20 protein-coding genes and 1 pseudogene are annotated in these 15,342 nt (G+C 34.5%); 6 read left to right on the plus strand and 15 right to left on the minus strand.

Annotated features, from left to right (window positions below; all coding sequences use genetic code 11):
- The 11 genes and pseudogenes from LF845_RS01090 to LF845_RS01140 all read right to left on the minus strand — a co-directional run.
- A partial coding sequence (locus LF845_RS01090; protein WP_242819140.1) for a hypothetical protein occupies nucleotides 1-195 on the minus strand: 195 nt, incomplete at its 3' end.
- 54 nt (nucleotides 196-249) lie between these two features.
- Complete coding sequence (locus tag LF845_RS01095) at nucleotides 250-600, minus strand: NifB/NifX family molybdenum-iron cluster-binding protein (RefSeq protein ID WP_242819141.1); 351 nt, start codon at nucleotides 598-600, stop codon at nucleotides 250-252.
- 14 nt (nucleotides 601-614) lie between these two features.
- Complete coding sequence (locus LF845_RS01100; protein WP_242819142.1) at nucleotides 615-956, minus strand: NifB/NifX family molybdenum-iron cluster-binding protein; 342 nt, start codon at nucleotides 954-956, stop codon at nucleotides 615-617.
- Nucleotides 953-1,825 carry an ATP-binding protein gene (locus LF845_RS01105; RefSeq protein ID WP_242819143.1) on the minus strand — a complete coding sequence of 291 codons (873 nt, stop codon included), beginning with the start codon at nucleotides 1,823-1,825 and terminating at the stop codon, nucleotides 953-955. The genes LF845_RS01100 and LF845_RS01105 overlap by 4 nt, the downstream gene beginning before the upstream one ends.
- Entirely contained in the window at nucleotides 1,822-2,658 is an 837-nt protein-coding gene (locus tag LF845_RS01110) for a nucleotide-binding protein (RefSeq protein ID WP_242819144.1), read from the minus strand. The genes LF845_RS01105 and LF845_RS01110 overlap by 4 nt, the downstream gene beginning before the upstream one ends.
- A 9-nt stretch (nucleotides 2,659-2,667) precedes the next feature.
- Nucleotides 2,668-2,862 (minus strand): DUF5320 domain-containing protein, encoded by a 195-nt coding sequence (locus tag LF845_RS01115; protein ID WP_242819145.1) that lies wholly within the window; start codon nucleotides 2,860-2,862, stop codon nucleotides 2,668-2,670.
- A gap of 257 nt (nucleotides 2,863-3,119) precedes the next feature.
- Nucleotides 3,120-3,458, minus strand: a pseudogene (locus tag LF845_RS11985) (type II toxin-antitoxin system PemK/MazF family toxin).
- On the minus strand, nucleotides 3,443-3,604 hold the full coding sequence (locus tag LF845_RS01125; protein WP_242819147.1) for a hypothetical protein: 162 nt from the start codon (nucleotides 3,602-3,604) through the stop codon (nucleotides 3,443-3,445). The pseudogene LF845_RS11985 and the gene LF845_RS01125 overlap by 16 nt, the downstream one beginning before the upstream one ends.
- 242 nt (nucleotides 3,605-3,846) lie before the next feature.
- On the minus strand, nucleotides 3,847-4,116 hold the full coding sequence (locus tag LF845_RS01130) for a hypothetical protein (protein WP_242819148.1): 270 nt from the start codon (nucleotides 4,114-4,116) through the stop codon (nucleotides 3,847-3,849).
- A 136-nt stretch (nucleotides 4,117-4,252) separates the two neighbouring features.
- Nucleotides 4,253-4,585 (minus strand): Qac family quaternary ammonium compound efflux SMR transporter, encoded by a 333-nt coding sequence (locus tag LF845_RS01135; RefSeq protein WP_084212198.1) that lies wholly within the window; start codon nucleotides 4,583-4,585, stop codon nucleotides 4,253-4,255.
- A gap of 190 nt (nucleotides 4,586-4,775) precedes the next feature.
- The gene (locus LF845_RS01140) at nucleotides 4,776-5,228 is read right to left on the minus strand and encodes a DUF2059 domain-containing protein (RefSeq protein WP_242819149.1); all 453 of its coding nucleotides are present in this window, start codon (nucleotides 5,226-5,228) and stop codon (nucleotides 4,776-4,778) included.
- A gap of 183 nt (nucleotides 5,229-5,411) precedes the next feature.
- Here LF845_RS01140 and LF845_RS11820 point away from each other — a divergent pair, with 183 nt between their 5' ends.
- A complete protein-coding gene (locus LF845_RS11820) occupies nucleotides 5,412-5,540 on the plus strand; it encodes a phage integrase N-terminal SAM-like domain-containing protein (RefSeq protein WP_278252121.1) in 129 nt (42 codons plus the stop codon).
- A gap of 30 nt (nucleotides 5,541-5,570) precedes the next feature.
- Here LF845_RS11820 and LF845_RS01145 read toward each other — a convergent pair whose 3' ends face one another.
- Nucleotides 5,571-6,908: an FAD-dependent oxidoreductase gene (locus tag LF845_RS01145; RefSeq protein WP_242819150.1), complete on the minus strand. Its 1,338-nt coding sequence runs from the start codon at nucleotides 6,906-6,908 to the stop codon at nucleotides 5,571-5,573.
- Nucleotides 6,909-7,086: 178 nt separating this feature from the next.
- On the opposite strand from LF845_RS01145, the gene LF845_RS01150 reads away from it, so the two are divergent.
- From LF845_RS01150 to LF845_RS01165, 4 genes are read left to right on the plus strand one after another with little or no spacing between them, the layout of a single operon-like run.
- The gene (locus LF845_RS01150; RefSeq protein WP_242819151.1) at nucleotides 7,087-8,778 is read left to right on the plus strand and encodes a ComEC/Rec2 family competence protein; all 1,692 of its coding nucleotides are present in this window, start codon (nucleotides 7,087-7,089) and stop codon (nucleotides 8,776-8,778) included.
- Nucleotides 8,747-9,547, plus strand: coding sequence for a sulfur carrier protein ThiS adenylyltransferase ThiF (thiF, locus tag LF845_RS01155; protein ID WP_242819152.1), 801 nt, complete (start codon nucleotides 8,747-8,749; stop codon nucleotides 9,545-9,547). Before LF845_RS01150 ends, thiF begins: the two co-directional genes overlap by 32 nt.
- Entirely contained in the window at nucleotides 9,544-9,744 is a 201-nt protein-coding gene (gene thiS / locus LF845_RS01160) for a sulfur carrier protein ThiS (protein WP_242819153.1), read from the plus strand. The genes thiF and thiS overlap by 4 nt, the downstream gene beginning before the upstream one ends.
- A 1-nt stretch (nucleotide 9,745) precedes the next feature.
- Entirely contained in the window at nucleotides 9,746-10,174 is a 429-nt protein-coding gene (locus tag LF845_RS01165) for a peroxiredoxin family protein (protein ID WP_242819154.1), read from the plus strand.
- A gap of 2 nt (nucleotides 10,175-10,176) precedes the next feature.
- Here LF845_RS01165 and LF845_RS01170 read toward each other — a convergent pair whose 3' ends face one another.
- The 3 genes from LF845_RS01170 to LF845_RS01180 are packed head-to-tail and all read right to left on the minus strand — an operon-like array spanning nucleotide 10,177 to nucleotide 13,237.
- Entirely contained in the window at nucleotides 10,177-10,803 is a 627-nt protein-coding gene (locus LF845_RS01170) for a LysE family translocator (protein WP_242819155.1), read from the minus strand.
- 10 nt (nucleotides 10,804-10,813) lie between these two features.
- Nucleotides 10,814-12,631 (minus strand): menaquinone biosynthesis decarboxylase, encoded by a 1,818-nt coding sequence (locus tag LF845_RS01175; protein ID WP_242819156.1) that lies wholly within the window; start codon nucleotides 12,629-12,631, stop codon nucleotides 10,814-10,816.
- Nucleotides 12,632-12,643: 12 nt separating this feature from the next.
- A complete protein-coding gene (locus tag LF845_RS01180) occupies nucleotides 12,644-13,237 on the minus strand; it encodes a pyridoxal 5'-phosphate synthase (protein ID WP_242819157.1) in 594 nt (197 codons plus the stop codon).
- A gap of 109 nt (nucleotides 13,238-13,346) precedes the next feature.
- Here LF845_RS01180 and LF845_RS01185 point away from each other — a divergent pair, with 109 nt between their 5' ends.
- Nucleotides 13,347-15,308: a monovalent cation:proton antiporter family protein gene (locus LF845_RS01185; RefSeq protein WP_242819158.1), complete on the plus strand. Its 1,962-nt coding sequence runs from the start codon at nucleotides 13,347-13,349 to the stop codon at nucleotides 15,306-15,308.
- Nucleotides 15,309-15,342 lie beyond the last annotated feature (34 nt).

Here is a 15,342-nt window from a genome sequence, read left to right on the forward strand (position 1 = left end):
TTCCCAATCCATTTCTTCTGCCGGGTTATTTATCTTTTCAAGTACAGCATTATCTATTTTTGCCTTTTTTAAAGAATTAGCAACATACTGAGCAGGCAGATTAAACTTTTTTGAAATATATTCGGTAAGTTTTTCATTGGCAAATAGCGGTTGTGCAATAATAAAAATGGCAGTAAGACAGATAAAAAATCTCATAAAATCCCCTTACTGCCATTATAAGCTAATTTTAAATTATTTCAAATTAATAATTTAGTGGCAACTATCTCCGCCTGAGCAAAAAGCGTCAGATTTTTCCACCTTTCCAGCAAGATAGGCATTAATAGCATCAATCGGGTTATTTTCTGTCACACCAGGGAAAACTTCAACATTTCTGGAATTCAAAATTTCTACCGCTTTATGCCCTAACCCCTTGCAGAGAAGCACATTTACATTCATCGAAATAAGCCACATAGGAAAAGAGCCAAATTCATGTGCCGGGGCATCATAATAATTTACACCAGTAATTTTACCCCCTTCTACTTCAGCTATCAAAAACATCTTGCTGTGCCCAAAATGGTCACTAACTAAATCTTTACTTAACAATGGTAATGCAATTTTCATATCAAACCCCTTATTTAATTTATTTGCTCTTCTAAAAGATTATTTTCATAATCATTCAAATTTTCGATTACACTCTTTTCAGGATTACCTCTGTATACTTTAATCCCTTTAGTTTTAATAATATTAAAAGCTTTCGGCCCAACTGAGCCTGTTATTATTACATCCACGCCTTCATCTATGACATTTGCCACAGCCTGCATCCCTGCACCATGCTCAAAATTTTCACTACGGGTATTATCAATAAAATATGATTCTTTTGTATTAGTATCAAAGATATACCAATACAAAGCTCTACCAAATCTTGCATCCATTAATCCATTTTCATTTTTATCCATAGCCGTTACTAATATTTTCATTCTACTCCCTCCATAATCCTTTTGTATAAACTTTCAAATATTTTTTTATATCCTTCTACATACTCAGGAAGATTAACCTTCTTTTTTAAATACTGAGGCACATCCTGAGAATAGTTTAAATATCCTACAATTTCTATCCCCTTGCTTTCAAACAAATTGACTAGTTTTTCATCAATATCATGATTTAACCCATATTTATTTATAAATCCCAATCTTTTTACTTTAAAATTTTGGGAAAGCTCAATCAATCTTTCCATATCATGCAGTCCTGAAATACTTGATTCAGCTACTAAAAGTACTATGTCGCTTCCTGAAACAGCCGAAATAGCACTACATCCTATCCCCGGCGGCCCGTCCACAATTATTGTAGAAGCATTTTGCTCTTTGGCTAACTGTTTGGCAACCTTTTTAATATCAGCAACCAGTTTACCTGAATTTTCCTCTGCTGGATTTAGCAAGGCATGCACCATCTTAAAACCATATTTAGTCTTTGAAATATATTTTTTACCAGTAAGTTTGTCCGCAACAGAAATTGCATTTGTAGGGCATATAAATTGACACAGTCCACACCCTTCACAGGCAATATCATCAATTACATAGTCAAATTTTATAATTTCAATAGCTTCAAAACTGCATTCATGATAGCATCTTCCACACCTGATACAAAAATCTTGCTCTATCTTAAACTGTTTCCCAGAATAAAAATCTTTCTCTTCTACCGGCTCAGGCTCAAGCAATATTTTTAAATTAGGTGCATCTACATCCGCATCCACCAGCACATCATTTTTTTTCAAAAAATATGATAATCCTGCTGTAATTGTAGATTTTCCGGCTCCACCTTTTCCGCTGACTACAACTATCTCTTTCAACGTAATCCCTCTAACAATGTATTGTAGATGCTATCAAAATCTATCGACACACCCATATTATGACCACCTGAATAGCTTCTTGCCAGATTCATATCGTATGGAATTTTGCCCAATATCTTTATATTATTTTTAGCGACAAAATCCAAATACTCTGCACCATCAATAAATTTATTTATTATAAGGTAATAATCCTTACCTATCTCTTTTAACATATCATTTAAAACGACAAAGTCGCTAAATCCAAAAGGCGTATCCTCCGCGACTACGACTATTTTATCAGCTCCTTTTGAAGTCTCAATGACGGGGCAAGATGTCCCGGGGGGTGAATCCATAAGTATGATATCGTAATTATCTTTAATATTTGAAGATTTACACATGACCTGTTTTATCAAGGCTGTTGTCAAAGATTCACCTATATTTAGTCTGCCTTCCAACAAATGTGGCACTTTATCAACTGATTGACCAATTTTGCCTATCACCCTTTTGTCACCTTCAATGGCAGAATACTTGCAAACATATTCACAAAGCTTGCAAGAATGGCACAATTCAGGCAAAACGATCCAAAAATCCTTTGCTACCACCAATGCTTTGAACAAACATTTTTCCGCACATTCTTTACAGTAGGTACAATTTTCTTTGATATGCTTTGGAACATAGGTATAGATATTATCATATTCCAACTTTTTATTTAGAAATAGATTTATATTTGGCTCTTCAACATCCAAATCATTGATGAGGACATTTACCCCCTTATTAATCAAATAATTTGCAAATAAAACGGTAAAGGTGGTCTTACCTGCGCCGCCTTTACCGCTTACTATAGAAATCTTCATCTTTTTACCTTAGTCTTGCCTGCACCGGCCTCTGCCACGACCTTTGCCTTCATGGCCACAGCTACCATTATGCAGATGTAGCCTTCTTCTTGGTCTATCATGATTGCCAATTGCACTGTCTATATGGTTTCCACTGCATCTGCCTAACCCTCTACCTGTTTTTGGGCCTTCAGCATTTGGTCCTCTTCTGTCAAATCCCGGCATAATTACCTCCTTTTTTAATATATATTCATTAACTTATGAATATATATTAAAATGTCAAGGATTATTTTTAAATATTTTTGATAGAGATATTTATTTATATTTTTAATTATAAAGTAAATAACTGTAAGACTTTAAATATATCCCATTAAAGCGGAACCCCAAAAAAAGATAATGATAATTATTCCCCCTTAAGTGAGAAATTTGAACATTTAACATCACTAAATAGTGCAGTATAGTTTGATTTCAATGGTGGTGTTTTATGCTCCAATTATTTCGTTAAGTCCTTCAATAACTAACTCTAGGTCCTTATCTGTTGCTTTACTATTTTTTTTACCAATTCGTTCTACTGACAAATTCCTAATCTGGCTTATTTTTACCCATGAGCGTTTAGGCAATTCACCACTTTACAACTCCAGCGTCAACGGATAATCAGCTTGCTGAGGCTGGCTTGTAAGTGCCACAGCTATTACAGTACCTGATTTTTCATTAAAAATATCATGGCTCAAAATCAAAACTGGACTTAACCCTGCCTGTTAATGCCCCTTTACCGGATTTAAATCTGCCCAGCAGATATCACCTCTTAATATTCTGGCCATTCAGTTAAATCCTCAGAAATCCCTTCTTCAGCAGTCATCTTTTCAAATGATGCATCAAGTTTGGAACAAGCTTCAGCCAATCTTACTTTCTTTAATCTTTGCAATTTATCTTTTACTGCTTCCTGAATTGCCTGACTTCGGTTCATAAATTTGTGTGCTTTAATCAATAAATATATTTCTTCAATAAGTTCAACACCCAAGGTGATTCTATCTTTGCCTTACCTATATTCCACCTCATGGTAATACTATTTATCATACCTAAATATACTTCAAGAGCTTACAAAGCAAATTAAATAATCATTCCCTGTAAAAGTTTATAAGGAGTAAAAGAGACTTAAGTTTAACTGGGGTATTTTAAGGGCCATAACGTGGGGATTTTTAATTGACTTTAACAGTAGGTTTTTCGGTCTGGTGAAATTTGAGGAGAGTTCCTACGCTCTTCTAAATACAATTCATCTATTTCTTCGAGCCATACCAGAACATTCCAAAGATCTTTTTCAATTAGCGCGTACCCCGCTAACTGTTGTGAAATTTTATCTTTTAGCTCTATTCGAGGAGCTCTTTTTCTTTTATGGAAGTACTTTGTGATCCTCTTAATCTGATTCGGATCAAGAATCTCATGCACTTCCCATCCGTCTTCTTGTTTAACTTTTCGCATAATTCTCTCAGGGAAGCTAACGCCTTGCACAGCGGAAACCGTAGTGTAGTGGCTTTGTGCAACAATGAGCGAAGCGAATACAAAGCCGCGGAGCGGAGGTTTTCCGACTGGTGCAACTTGTTAGATGCATACTGGACTAATGTGCACTGGTTTTTGAAAGCAAGTTGAGAACAACAACGCCACCAACGATTAAACCCATGCCAACATACCCCCAAAGGTCAAGTTTTTGCCCGTGCATGAACCATGCGACTAGAGTTACTAAAACTATGCCAAGCCCTGACCAAATTGCATATGCAATACCAACAGGGATTGATTTCAGAGTAAGTGAAAGTAAATAGAAAGCAGCGCCATAGCCAATAATAACAAGCAGCGATGGGGCGATTTTAGTAAAACCTTCACTAGACTTAAGACTAGATGTTGCAATTACTTCACAAATAATAGCAGCGGATAAGAATAACCAGTTTTTCACAGTTTTCTCCAATGTATATATTTTTCGAAAGATTAAACTAATCCTTTAAAAATGAGCAGTCTTGTTCTTTTGAAGAGGCTGTGAGCACATGGGGCATCTAACGCCGCAAATCACCGGCGGCAAAAAGCAGAGCGAGGAACGAGCAGCGCTTTTTGGCGTCCGAGTGAATTTGCCTTGTTAGACGACATTTCTATTGTTTGCTCAGACGTTCAATATCTGCCTTGATTTCCATTTGTGCCCTGCCCATTTCTTGCTGTATGACGGGCATTACATCACCCATGTAAGCACCAAATTTTTTCATAGCGGACCGACCCTCATTTGAGCCATAGAAATCCGCTAAGGCATTTAACTCATCTACGGTAAAGTGCTTTGCCATACTTGCCAAAGCGGCACGCTCTAAAATCTCTACCCGGATATGCTTATTCATTAAGGAAACGTAAGCCCCTCTCACTTTTTCCGGAAGATTCTTTGCCGTCTCAACAATTGTATCTCGCATCATGTCCTTCATTGATGCAACCTGTAGGTATCTTTCCGCAGCAGCTAAGCGGTTCCCATATGTATCTGGCAGATCTCCAGCTATGACTACACATGGTAACAGGGCCATCATGCCAAGTAGGAATAATGTGGTGATATTTTTTCTCATTGCTCTTCCTGCCTTTCGTCGTCTAACTATTTATTTATCTACAAATATTAATCTATTGCGAAATAAATGTCAACATTATTCCAAAAATATGCAATAAATAGACTCATTTTGTGATTAAATATTGTATTTATGTATAATACAGTATATATTTGTGATATTATTACATACAAAAAAAGGTTATATATGAAAAAAGATAAAAAATTATTAGATATTGTTAGGGATAAAATCAGACTCAAACAATACAGCTACCAAACTGAAAAATCATACATTGGGGGGATAAAAAAATACATTTTATTCCATAACAAAAGTTAAATTACCCCCGAGTGGCCCCGGGGATAATATTTAGTCTTTAAGTGCCTTATTCAAAATATCCTCAGCAGCCATTACAATTGCATTGTTTGCCGGATAAAAGCTTTGAAATGGTTGAGCACAATAGCTAAAGTTAAACAAATCCATAGCTGTATTGTTGTTTTGAATAGCTAGGGAAACTGTGTCTATTCTGCCCGGCACACCTTCACCAGCCACAACCTGAGCCCCTAAAATTCTTAATGTCTTTTTCTCAGCAATAAGTTTTACTTTGACCTTTTTTGCACCAGGAATTATTGGGAATCTGGTAGTAGTCTCTCCATATCCTACGATTGTATCAAATCCTCTCTGCTTTGCTACCTCTTCAGTGAAGCCTGTACCACCCATTCTGTATTTTTCAACCTTAGTAATAGCACCATTAATAAATCCCTGATACTCATAATCTCTTCCTAATAAATTATATGCTAAAATTTTACCCATCGGCACCGCATTTGTTGCAAGCTTACCACCTATAGGTTTTTTATCAATGTAAGAAACAAAAGATGCCACATCACCTGCTGCATAAACATCTTTAATATTTGTTTCCATCTTTTCATTTACTACTATCCCAAAATTATCAATTTTAAGTGCAGTATCTTTAAATATTTCCACATTAGCCTTTACGCCCACAGAAAAGATTATCAAATCATTTTCACCAAGCTCAATATTACTGCCATTCGATAGATTTACCTTTTCAACATATTTTGTGCCATCAAGACTTTCTACCTTCGTATTAAGAAGTAACTTGACGCCTACCTCCCTAATCTCCTCTTCAGGCATCTTAGCCATATCCCTATCAAGAAGGTTAGGCAATACCCTATCTTGCATCTCTACAAGATAAGTCTGCAAACCTTTTCTAAAAAGTGCCACAGCCATCTCAATTCCGATATTTCCGGCACCGACTACCACTGCCTTTTTGGCACCGCTGTTTATACATCCGAGAATCTGCTCCAAATCGCTTTCGGTCTTTACTGTCGCTATATTTTCCAAATGGTTCCCTTTTATTGGTGGTACAAATGGTGAAGCACCTGTAGCAATAATAAGTTTATCATATTCAAAGCTGCCATTATTTTCCGTAAATACAGATTTTTTATCAAAATCTACTTTTACCACTTTATCCTTTACAAGCTTTGCCCCTACATCAAGCACAAGGCTATCTTGCTTTCTAATCTTTTCCTTCTCTACCAAATCTTCTACTACGTAAGGCAAAGCACAGTAAATGACACTGTAAGGTTCGGGTCTTACCATTGTGATGTCAATCTGCTCATTATGCGCCTTAAGTGTCCTTGTCGCCTGTATCCCTGCAGGTCCACCACCGATAACTACTACTCTCATAATCTTCCTCCTTCATTCATATAGCAATATATGAATATATGTATTTGCAGATATATAGTCAATGACTTTTTTGAATATTTACCCGTTTATTGTCCGGCAACCTGTCAAATATAACAATATTCAATTTCTCTTCAGCAAAATTTATTGCTCTAAATTAACCTCCTTGATATTATTGATTATGAAAATTAGGCTACCAAAAATTTATTACTTGATGTTTGCATCTATCTGCGTGGGGCTGCTCTCCAAATTTTCCTTAATAATTGCGTATCTGCTAAGTATCATATTGATAATATTATTTTTTGAAAAAAGGCTAAGGCAGATTTTACTATTTTTGTTATGTGGGATATTTTTAATTAGCAACTTTGCAGCGATAATTCTTGATAAAAAAAGCTATGGTAAAAAGGCTACAACATATTACTCAATCACAAAAAATTTCAAATCATATGAAAATTTTGATATAGGCGACATCATAATCGGCAAAAAAGAGTCTATAAATCAATATTCTATTAACATTAAGCCGCTCTTGACTTTAAAAATTCCAGTTGTGTCTTCAATAATCTCATTCAGAAAGAATTTAAGCGAAAGACTATATCTAAAATCAGGGGAAAAGCTAACTTTAATTCAAGGATTGATTCTCGGAGATAAAAGTAAGATAAACGGAGCTACAAAGGATAAATTTACCTATCTCGGGCTAAATCACTATCTTGCTATTTCCGGGCTTCATATAGGAATAATTGCAGTAGTCCTGATAACTCTAATACCAAAAATACCTTTAAAACCGAAGCTCTTGATTGTATCTATCATCTTACTATTCTTCACGATACTGACAGGCTTTAAAATACCTGTCATACGCTCTGTAATATTTTTTGCAATCTTAACTATAACCTACATTATGAATATAAAAGTCGATTTCAAAAATTTTGTTATACTTATAGGCTCTATTTTTACACTTATCTCCCCTCCCACTATTTTTAATTTATCATTTATATTGTCATTTTCCGCCATTTTAGGAATCGCATTTATTATTGAGGAGGAAAAACATTTTTTATTTAACATTTTTATAACTTCAATAGCTGCAACAATTTTTACTCTACCTTTTGTGCTCTACTTTTTCAAAATGTATAATTTTTTGGCTGTTATAAATACGATAGTAGTTTTTCCGATAATCTATCTGCATATTGTATGCGGCGTTTTTACGCTACTATATGAAAATATTTTTATAAGGCCGCTTATTGTAAATGAAAACATTTTAAATCAGATGCTTGACTTTTTAATAAAATACGAAACCTACTTCTTTACCTCAAATAAAATCCCTTTTGTTATATTTGTTGCGATGCTCTTAACAATACTTATTTCTCTAATAACAAGAAAAAAAATACTACTTGCCATTATTCCTATTTTGGCTTTGATACCTTATTATACTCCTGATAAAAATATCTACTTTCCAAACTTTATAAGAAGTAAAGCCGTAATCGATATGACTTCAAATGAGATTTATTACCAGGGGTTTTATTCAGATTACAGATACAAACTTATCCCATATCTGCTTGATAAAAATATCAGTTTAAAATTTAAGCAAGGGCACATTAGAATATATGATGGTAAAAATATTTTTATCACAACCAATGAAAAAAGTGAACTTCTTACAAATATTTGCATAAATAACAAAGGCAATAATTGTCTATTTGAATACTTCACAAACAAAAACTATTTCAAGGGGATAACTTATAGACAAGACAAAATTTACATTGTATATGATACGGACTTGGAAAAAGATAATATTTTTACGCTAAAAAACAAAAAAGAGCTTATTTTTACTGGGACAGGAGCATTGATAGATGAAAATTTTCCTAAACGAAAAGGAAATTAATTTAGAAAAACAAACAACAATTGAAGAATTGAAAAATACATTTAAGCCTGATGCAGATGTTGTCATTTACAACGGTCATATTGTAAACGAAAATGTCACTCTCAATGAAGGTGATTCTGTCTTTTTCATAAAAAAAGGGGAAATACCAAATAGTGAAGAGCTTGAATATCTAATGGCAGCAAGGCATACCCCCGGTGTGCATAAAAAACTAAAAGAAGGAAAAGTCGCCATTGCAGGGCTTGGTGGCTTAGGCTCAAATATTGCAATAAATCTTGCAAGAATGGGAGTAGGATATATCAAGCTCATTGACTTTGACATTGTGGAGCCTTCTAATCTTAACAGGCAGCAATATTTTATTGACCAAATTGGGATGTTTAAAACCGATGCGATGGTTGATACTCTGAAAAAGATAAATCCATATATCCATTATGAAGCAATTAACATTTATGTAGATAAAAATAACGTAGAGAAACTTTTCAGCGACGTAGATGTCATAATTGAAGCATTTGATAAGGCGGAAAACAAAGCAATGCTTATATCCACAGCATCAATGCTGTTTGAAGACAAATGTATAATCGGTGCTTCCGGTGTTGCAGGGCTTTACGATACATCACTTTTTAAAGTAAAAAAGCTTGGTAAAAAGATATATATTGTGGGTGATTTTGAAAATGAGGCAAAGCCCGGCCAAGGGCTTATGGCAACACGAGTAGCCGTTGCAGCAAATATTCAGGCAAACCTGGCAGTAAACTACATTTTGGGGGAATTATGAAAATAATATTAAACGGAAAAGATACAGAATTGGAAAAAAATATAACTGTTACTGAACTATTGCAAAATCTAAAAATCCATAGTAAAGTGGTAGTAGTTGAGATTAATGGAAACATTGTAGAAAAAGACAACTTTGACAATACATTTATTAAAGAAAACGACAAAGTGGAGGTCGTCCGTTTTGTCGGCGGAGGATAATTTGAGATTTATTTTTATCTTTTTATTTTTTATTTCATCAATATCTTATGCTGATATTAAAACATTTGACTTAAAAAGCTTATCAGAAGTTGCAAAAGGGGAAGATTACACTGTGCTTGTGTTTTGGGCGACTTACTGCCCTTTCTGTATAAAAGAATTAAAAGATATAAATAGTGAATATGAAAAATTTACTAAAAAAAATATCAAGGTAATCGCTCTGTCTACTGACTTACTGAAATCTACCGTAGGAAATTTTCTAAAAACGGTAAATTATCAATTTGAAACGTATATAGCCGCAGATGATATAAAAAAACATTTTAATATACACTATGTCCCTGTAACTGTAATTATTGATAAAAATGGGGATTTGCATGATATCTCTCCTGGCAGAAAAAGCGTAAATGATATATTTAAAATGATGCAGGAATAATATTACTTTTCTAAAGAAAGTTTTAGACCGAAGATAACAAAAACTAAACCTGCTAATTTATTGAAATAAAAGGATGTTTTGCGACTGCTTTTAAACTTACAGCTGAGCTTAGCAGAAGAAGATACCAAGACTATGCACCAAAGCAAACTTGTGCAGACAAAGGTCAAACCCAACACCATAAAACTTAAGATGTGTGACTGACTATCTTGAGCTACAAACTGGGGTAAAAATGCAAGAAAAAAAATTGCAACTTTTGGATTTAATGCATTGGTCAAAAATCCCTGCCTAAATATTTTCAATGTGTCTTCAGACCTTATATTTTCTGTTTCTTCTCTAATTTTTCCTTTTTCCAATAACATCCTAATCCCTAAATATATTAAATATAAGGAGCCTATAATTTTAACAAAAGAATAAACAGTTGCAGATTTAACTATCAATGCAGAAAGCCCAACAGATGCCATAAATGTATGAAACAATATCCCTGACAATATACCAAAAGCTGCCCAAAAACCTGCTTTCTTCCCTTGAGAAGCACTATACTTTAGAATATAAAACGTATCTACCCCGGGCGTCATGTTGAGCAAAATGCTCGCAATAATAAAAGTCTCAAAATTATAAATCCCTAACATTGATTAGCCCCTATAAAAGTCCCCACTTTTTTATAAAATTATCATCAATATCAGTCAAACCTCGATTTTTAAGGCTGTCAAGGACACTTTCTGTACAAAGCACATCATCAGGCCATCTTCTCGGAAAATTATCAATCTTACCCTTGTTTGTGCCGTCAATACCAACCGTATTTTCATAAACAAAAATATCCCTGTTACTGTCAATATTATTGACAACCCGCCACAACAACATATACGGATTATCTATGTCATTGATATCGCTATCAACAATTATAAGGATTTTAATATATTTAAACACTCCTTTTAAATCTTCAAAAAGGTGCTGCATCTTTCGTGCTTTTTTAACTGCAATGATACACAGAGGATTTTTTGTATCAGTATAATATTGCCGCAAATCAACCACATCTTTTACAATCCCTTTAATCTTGTTCAATAAAATCTCATCGTTTATTATTTCAATCTTATCATCACTGATTTCTTCTCCCGTACAATCAACACCTAATTTTCCGCCAACAGCAAACTCATCTGAGCTGTGGTCAAGAGCATCAACAACACCTTTTGAAATAAGCATATTTTTAATTTTAAACCTATTTAAGATATAAGGAATAATCTCCTTGCTTCGTAAATCCGGAGCATTTTCACCCACAAAAATTGCATGCTTTACAAAGCTCATCTGCCCTACCCCCCAAAAAGCATGCATCACCTGCTGAGCATGACCTGGATAAAGTGTCTTTATCTTTGCAATGATTAAATTATGAAAAACTCCATTTTCAGGCATATAATAGTCTATTAAATCCGGCGTAGTCGTCTTTAATAGGGGCAAAAAGATTCTTTCAGTAGCATAGCCCATATATTTATCTTCCAAAGGGGGCTTTCCTACCACTGTAGCAGCAAATACGGGATTTTTCCTTTGAGTAATCGCAGACACCTCCAAAAATGGATACTCCTCTTCAAGAGTATAGTATCCGGTATGATCACCAAAAGGGCCTTCTACTCTCAATTTAGATGGATCAACAAACCCCTCAATTACATAATCCACGTCATAAGGCACATAAATATCGTTTGTGACTGATTTTACAAGTCTTGCACTTTTCTTTTTTATAAAACCATAAAGCATAAGCTCAAATACACCAATGGGAAGAGGAGCTTGACCGCACCAAATATACAAAGGGTCACCCCCTATTGCAATTGATACAGGCATCTTTTTACCTGCCTTTTTATATTCATGAAAAAAATGATTACTATCCTTATGAATCTGCCAATGCATCCCCAAGGTATAATCATCATACACCTGTAGGCGATACATACCGAGATTGTTCATTTTCCCGTCAAGACTTTTTGTATAAACCTGCCCCATCGTTATAAACGGGCCACCATCTTTTTCCCAAGTAGTTAAAATAGGTAAATCGCTCAACTTAGCATCTTTTCCCAACTTTACTATTTCCTGACATTCCCCTTTTTTATTTAATCTTTTTGGAAAAACAGATTTAAGAGCAAAAAGGTCGTTAAGCATAGATATTTTGTCGGTAAACTTTAGAGGCGTTTTCATTTTTATTAATTTTTCAATACTTTCAGCAATTTTATCAACATCACCTATAAAAAGCTCAACTGCCTTATAGTTACAAAAAACATTCATCAAGACAGGCTCAATAAATTTTTTACCACTTTTCCTATCCACTACATTTGTAAAAAGAAGAGCCTTGCTATCCTCTTTTTTCACCTCAATATATGCAAGGTGAGCAGCCTCAAGATAAATATCCACTTCACTGTCTATTACTTTCAGGAGATCATGCTCTCTTAATTTTTCAATAACTTCATAGCTATTCATATATTTTCTCCATCAATCATTTATCTTTAAATTCCAATTTTCTCCATCAAAAACATACTCGACACTTTCATAAAATTTGTCAACACACCCTTGCCAAAATTCAAAATATACAGGCTCAATAACATAACACCTTATGTCCTGCATAAAAATGTTTTTAAACCCATTTAAATTAAATCGTAGATTATCAAATTTTGACTCAACTATCCTTCTGAAAGTAACAATATCGCTTTTGACCGAAATCCAATCCCCTTTTTTTAACCCCGAATCTCTTTTAAAAAAGGTTTTTATGAGCTCTGTCGTAGAAATACTCTTTACAATTCCCTCAACTCTGACCTGCCTCTCAAGCTTAAGCCATGCAAAGTGAGCTGCAACAAAGCTATTTTCATTAATCTGTCTGACTTTCTTAGTATCAGTATTTGTAAAAAATAAAAAACCTTGCTCATCATAGCTTTTAAGTAAGACGATTCTTTGAGATGGTCTTAAATCCTTTCCTACAGTTGCAAGAGTAAAGCTGTTTGGCTCAAGTATATTATTTGCTACAGCTTCCAAAAACCAATTTTCAAATTGGGTAAAAGGGCTACCAGGTAAATTTTGCAAAATACTCATTTTTCCTCATAGAGTTTTTTAAGTTATTTTGCTATAATAAAAAAAAGAAAGGTTTGTAGCAATAACTTTGTTTGACAAAAAAATTTATAAATAAATCGGAGATAACAAATTGGGCATAGTAACCGACATATCGATAATACTTATTGTAGGGTTAATCGGCGGAGTAATCGCACAACAGCTCAGACAGCCACTTATTTTAGGTTATATCCTTGCAGGAATTATTATTGGCCCCTCAACTGCTTGGCTCACTATAACCGATACGCACAACATCGAGCTTCTTGCTGAAATCGGTGTCGCACTTCTACTTTTTGCGCTCGGGATAGAATTTTCTTTAAAAGAATTAAAACCTGTAAAAAAGATAGCGCTCATCGGTACACCTATTCAGGTTGGCTTAACTACACTTTTTGGCTACTTATTGGGACAGTTTTTCGGATTTGATAAAGTAAACTCAATCTGGTTTGGAGCGACAATTTCTGTTTCAAGTACAATGGTCGTGTTAAAAACATTAATGAGACAGGAAAGGCTTGGGACACTCTCAAGTAGAGTAATGATTGGCATGCTTCTGGTGCAAGATTTGGGAGTGGTGCCGATGCTTATCATACTTCCTCAGCTCAATAATCCACAAAATGCTTTAAGTATTTTAGGGTATGCAGGGATTAAAGCAGCAGTGTTTTTAGTATTTATGTTTTTTCTGGGGACAAAGATTGTTCCTAAAATCATTAAATATGTTGCAAGCTGGAATTCAAGAGAATTGTTTTTGCTTTCTATTACCGCTATGGGGCTTGGTATCGGCTATATTTCATACATTTTCGGGCTTTCTTATGCCTTTGGAGCATTTGTTGCAGGAATGGTTTTGAGTGAATCCGATTATGGACATCAGGCCTTAAATGATATTATCCCTTTGCGTGACCTTTTTGTTTTGTTGTTTTTTGTGTCGGTAGGTATGCTTTTTGACCCGAGCTTTCTTATTAAGCATTGGAAAATGGTAATAGCAGCAGCTGTACTTATTTCCATAATCAAGGGCACAATATTCTCAAGTCTTGCACTTATATTTAAATATCACAATGTAGTCCCTTTTGCACTTGGGCTTGGTCTTTTTCAGGTAGGTGAATTTTCATTTGTGCTTGCAAGAGTAGGTATCAGTACAAACTCAATATCACAAGATTTATATTACCTGATTCTAAATACAGCTATTATTACCATGGTGTTAACACCTGTCATATCTAACTTTACCGCTCCTTTATATGCGTGGAGAAGAAAATCAAGCAAAAAAGAGCCTCTGCACACTATAAGTATACCTAATGATGAAATTTCTGAACACATTATTATTGCCGGAGCAGGAAGGCTTGGAAACTATATTGCAGAAATTTTATCAAAATTTGAAATAGATTTTATCCTTATAGAAATGGATTATCGGAAATATGAAAGCGCCAAAAATAAAAATTATCCTGTTATTTACGGTGATGCTTCACAGGAAGTTATATTAAAAGCTGCAAAGGTTGAAAGTGCAAACTTGATGCTTATTACCGTCCCAAATATTATCATAAGTAAAACAATTGTTGAACAAGTGAAAAAACTTAATCAATCTCTTCACACTGTTGCAAGAGCAAGCAGTATCGAACATTTAAAACTTTTAAATGAGCTTGGAATTTATGAAGCTGTCCAGCCTGAATTTGAAGCAAGCCTTGAAATTGCAAGGCAGGCACTTATACACTATGATATTCCAAGGTCTGAGATTCAAAAATTTACTGACTTGGTAAGAAGAGATTTATATTCTTCACTTTATGAAAATAAAGATAATTACGATGAGCTGGCAAACCTTCAGCTTGCTTCAAAATTATTTGATTTAACATGGTTTAAAATCCCTGACAATAGCTCCCTCTCCGGTAAATCAATCAGTGAGCTTAATATTCGCAACCTGACAGGTGTTTCAATAATTGGAGTTTTGAGAAAAGGGGCACTAATTTCAAACCCTGACAAGGACTTTATCTTCTCAGCAGGTGACAATATAGCAATAATTGGAAACAGCAAACAGATAAGCGATTTCAAAAAAATATTCGTAGTAGATTAAACTATAAGAAAGAAAACTATTAAAGTTGGTGAAC

The organism is Deferrivibrio essentukiensis (genome assembly GCF_020480685.1).
GTDB lineage: Bacteria > Chrysiogenota > Deferribacteres > Deferribacterales > Deferrivibrionaceae > Deferrivibrio > Deferrivibrio essentukiensis.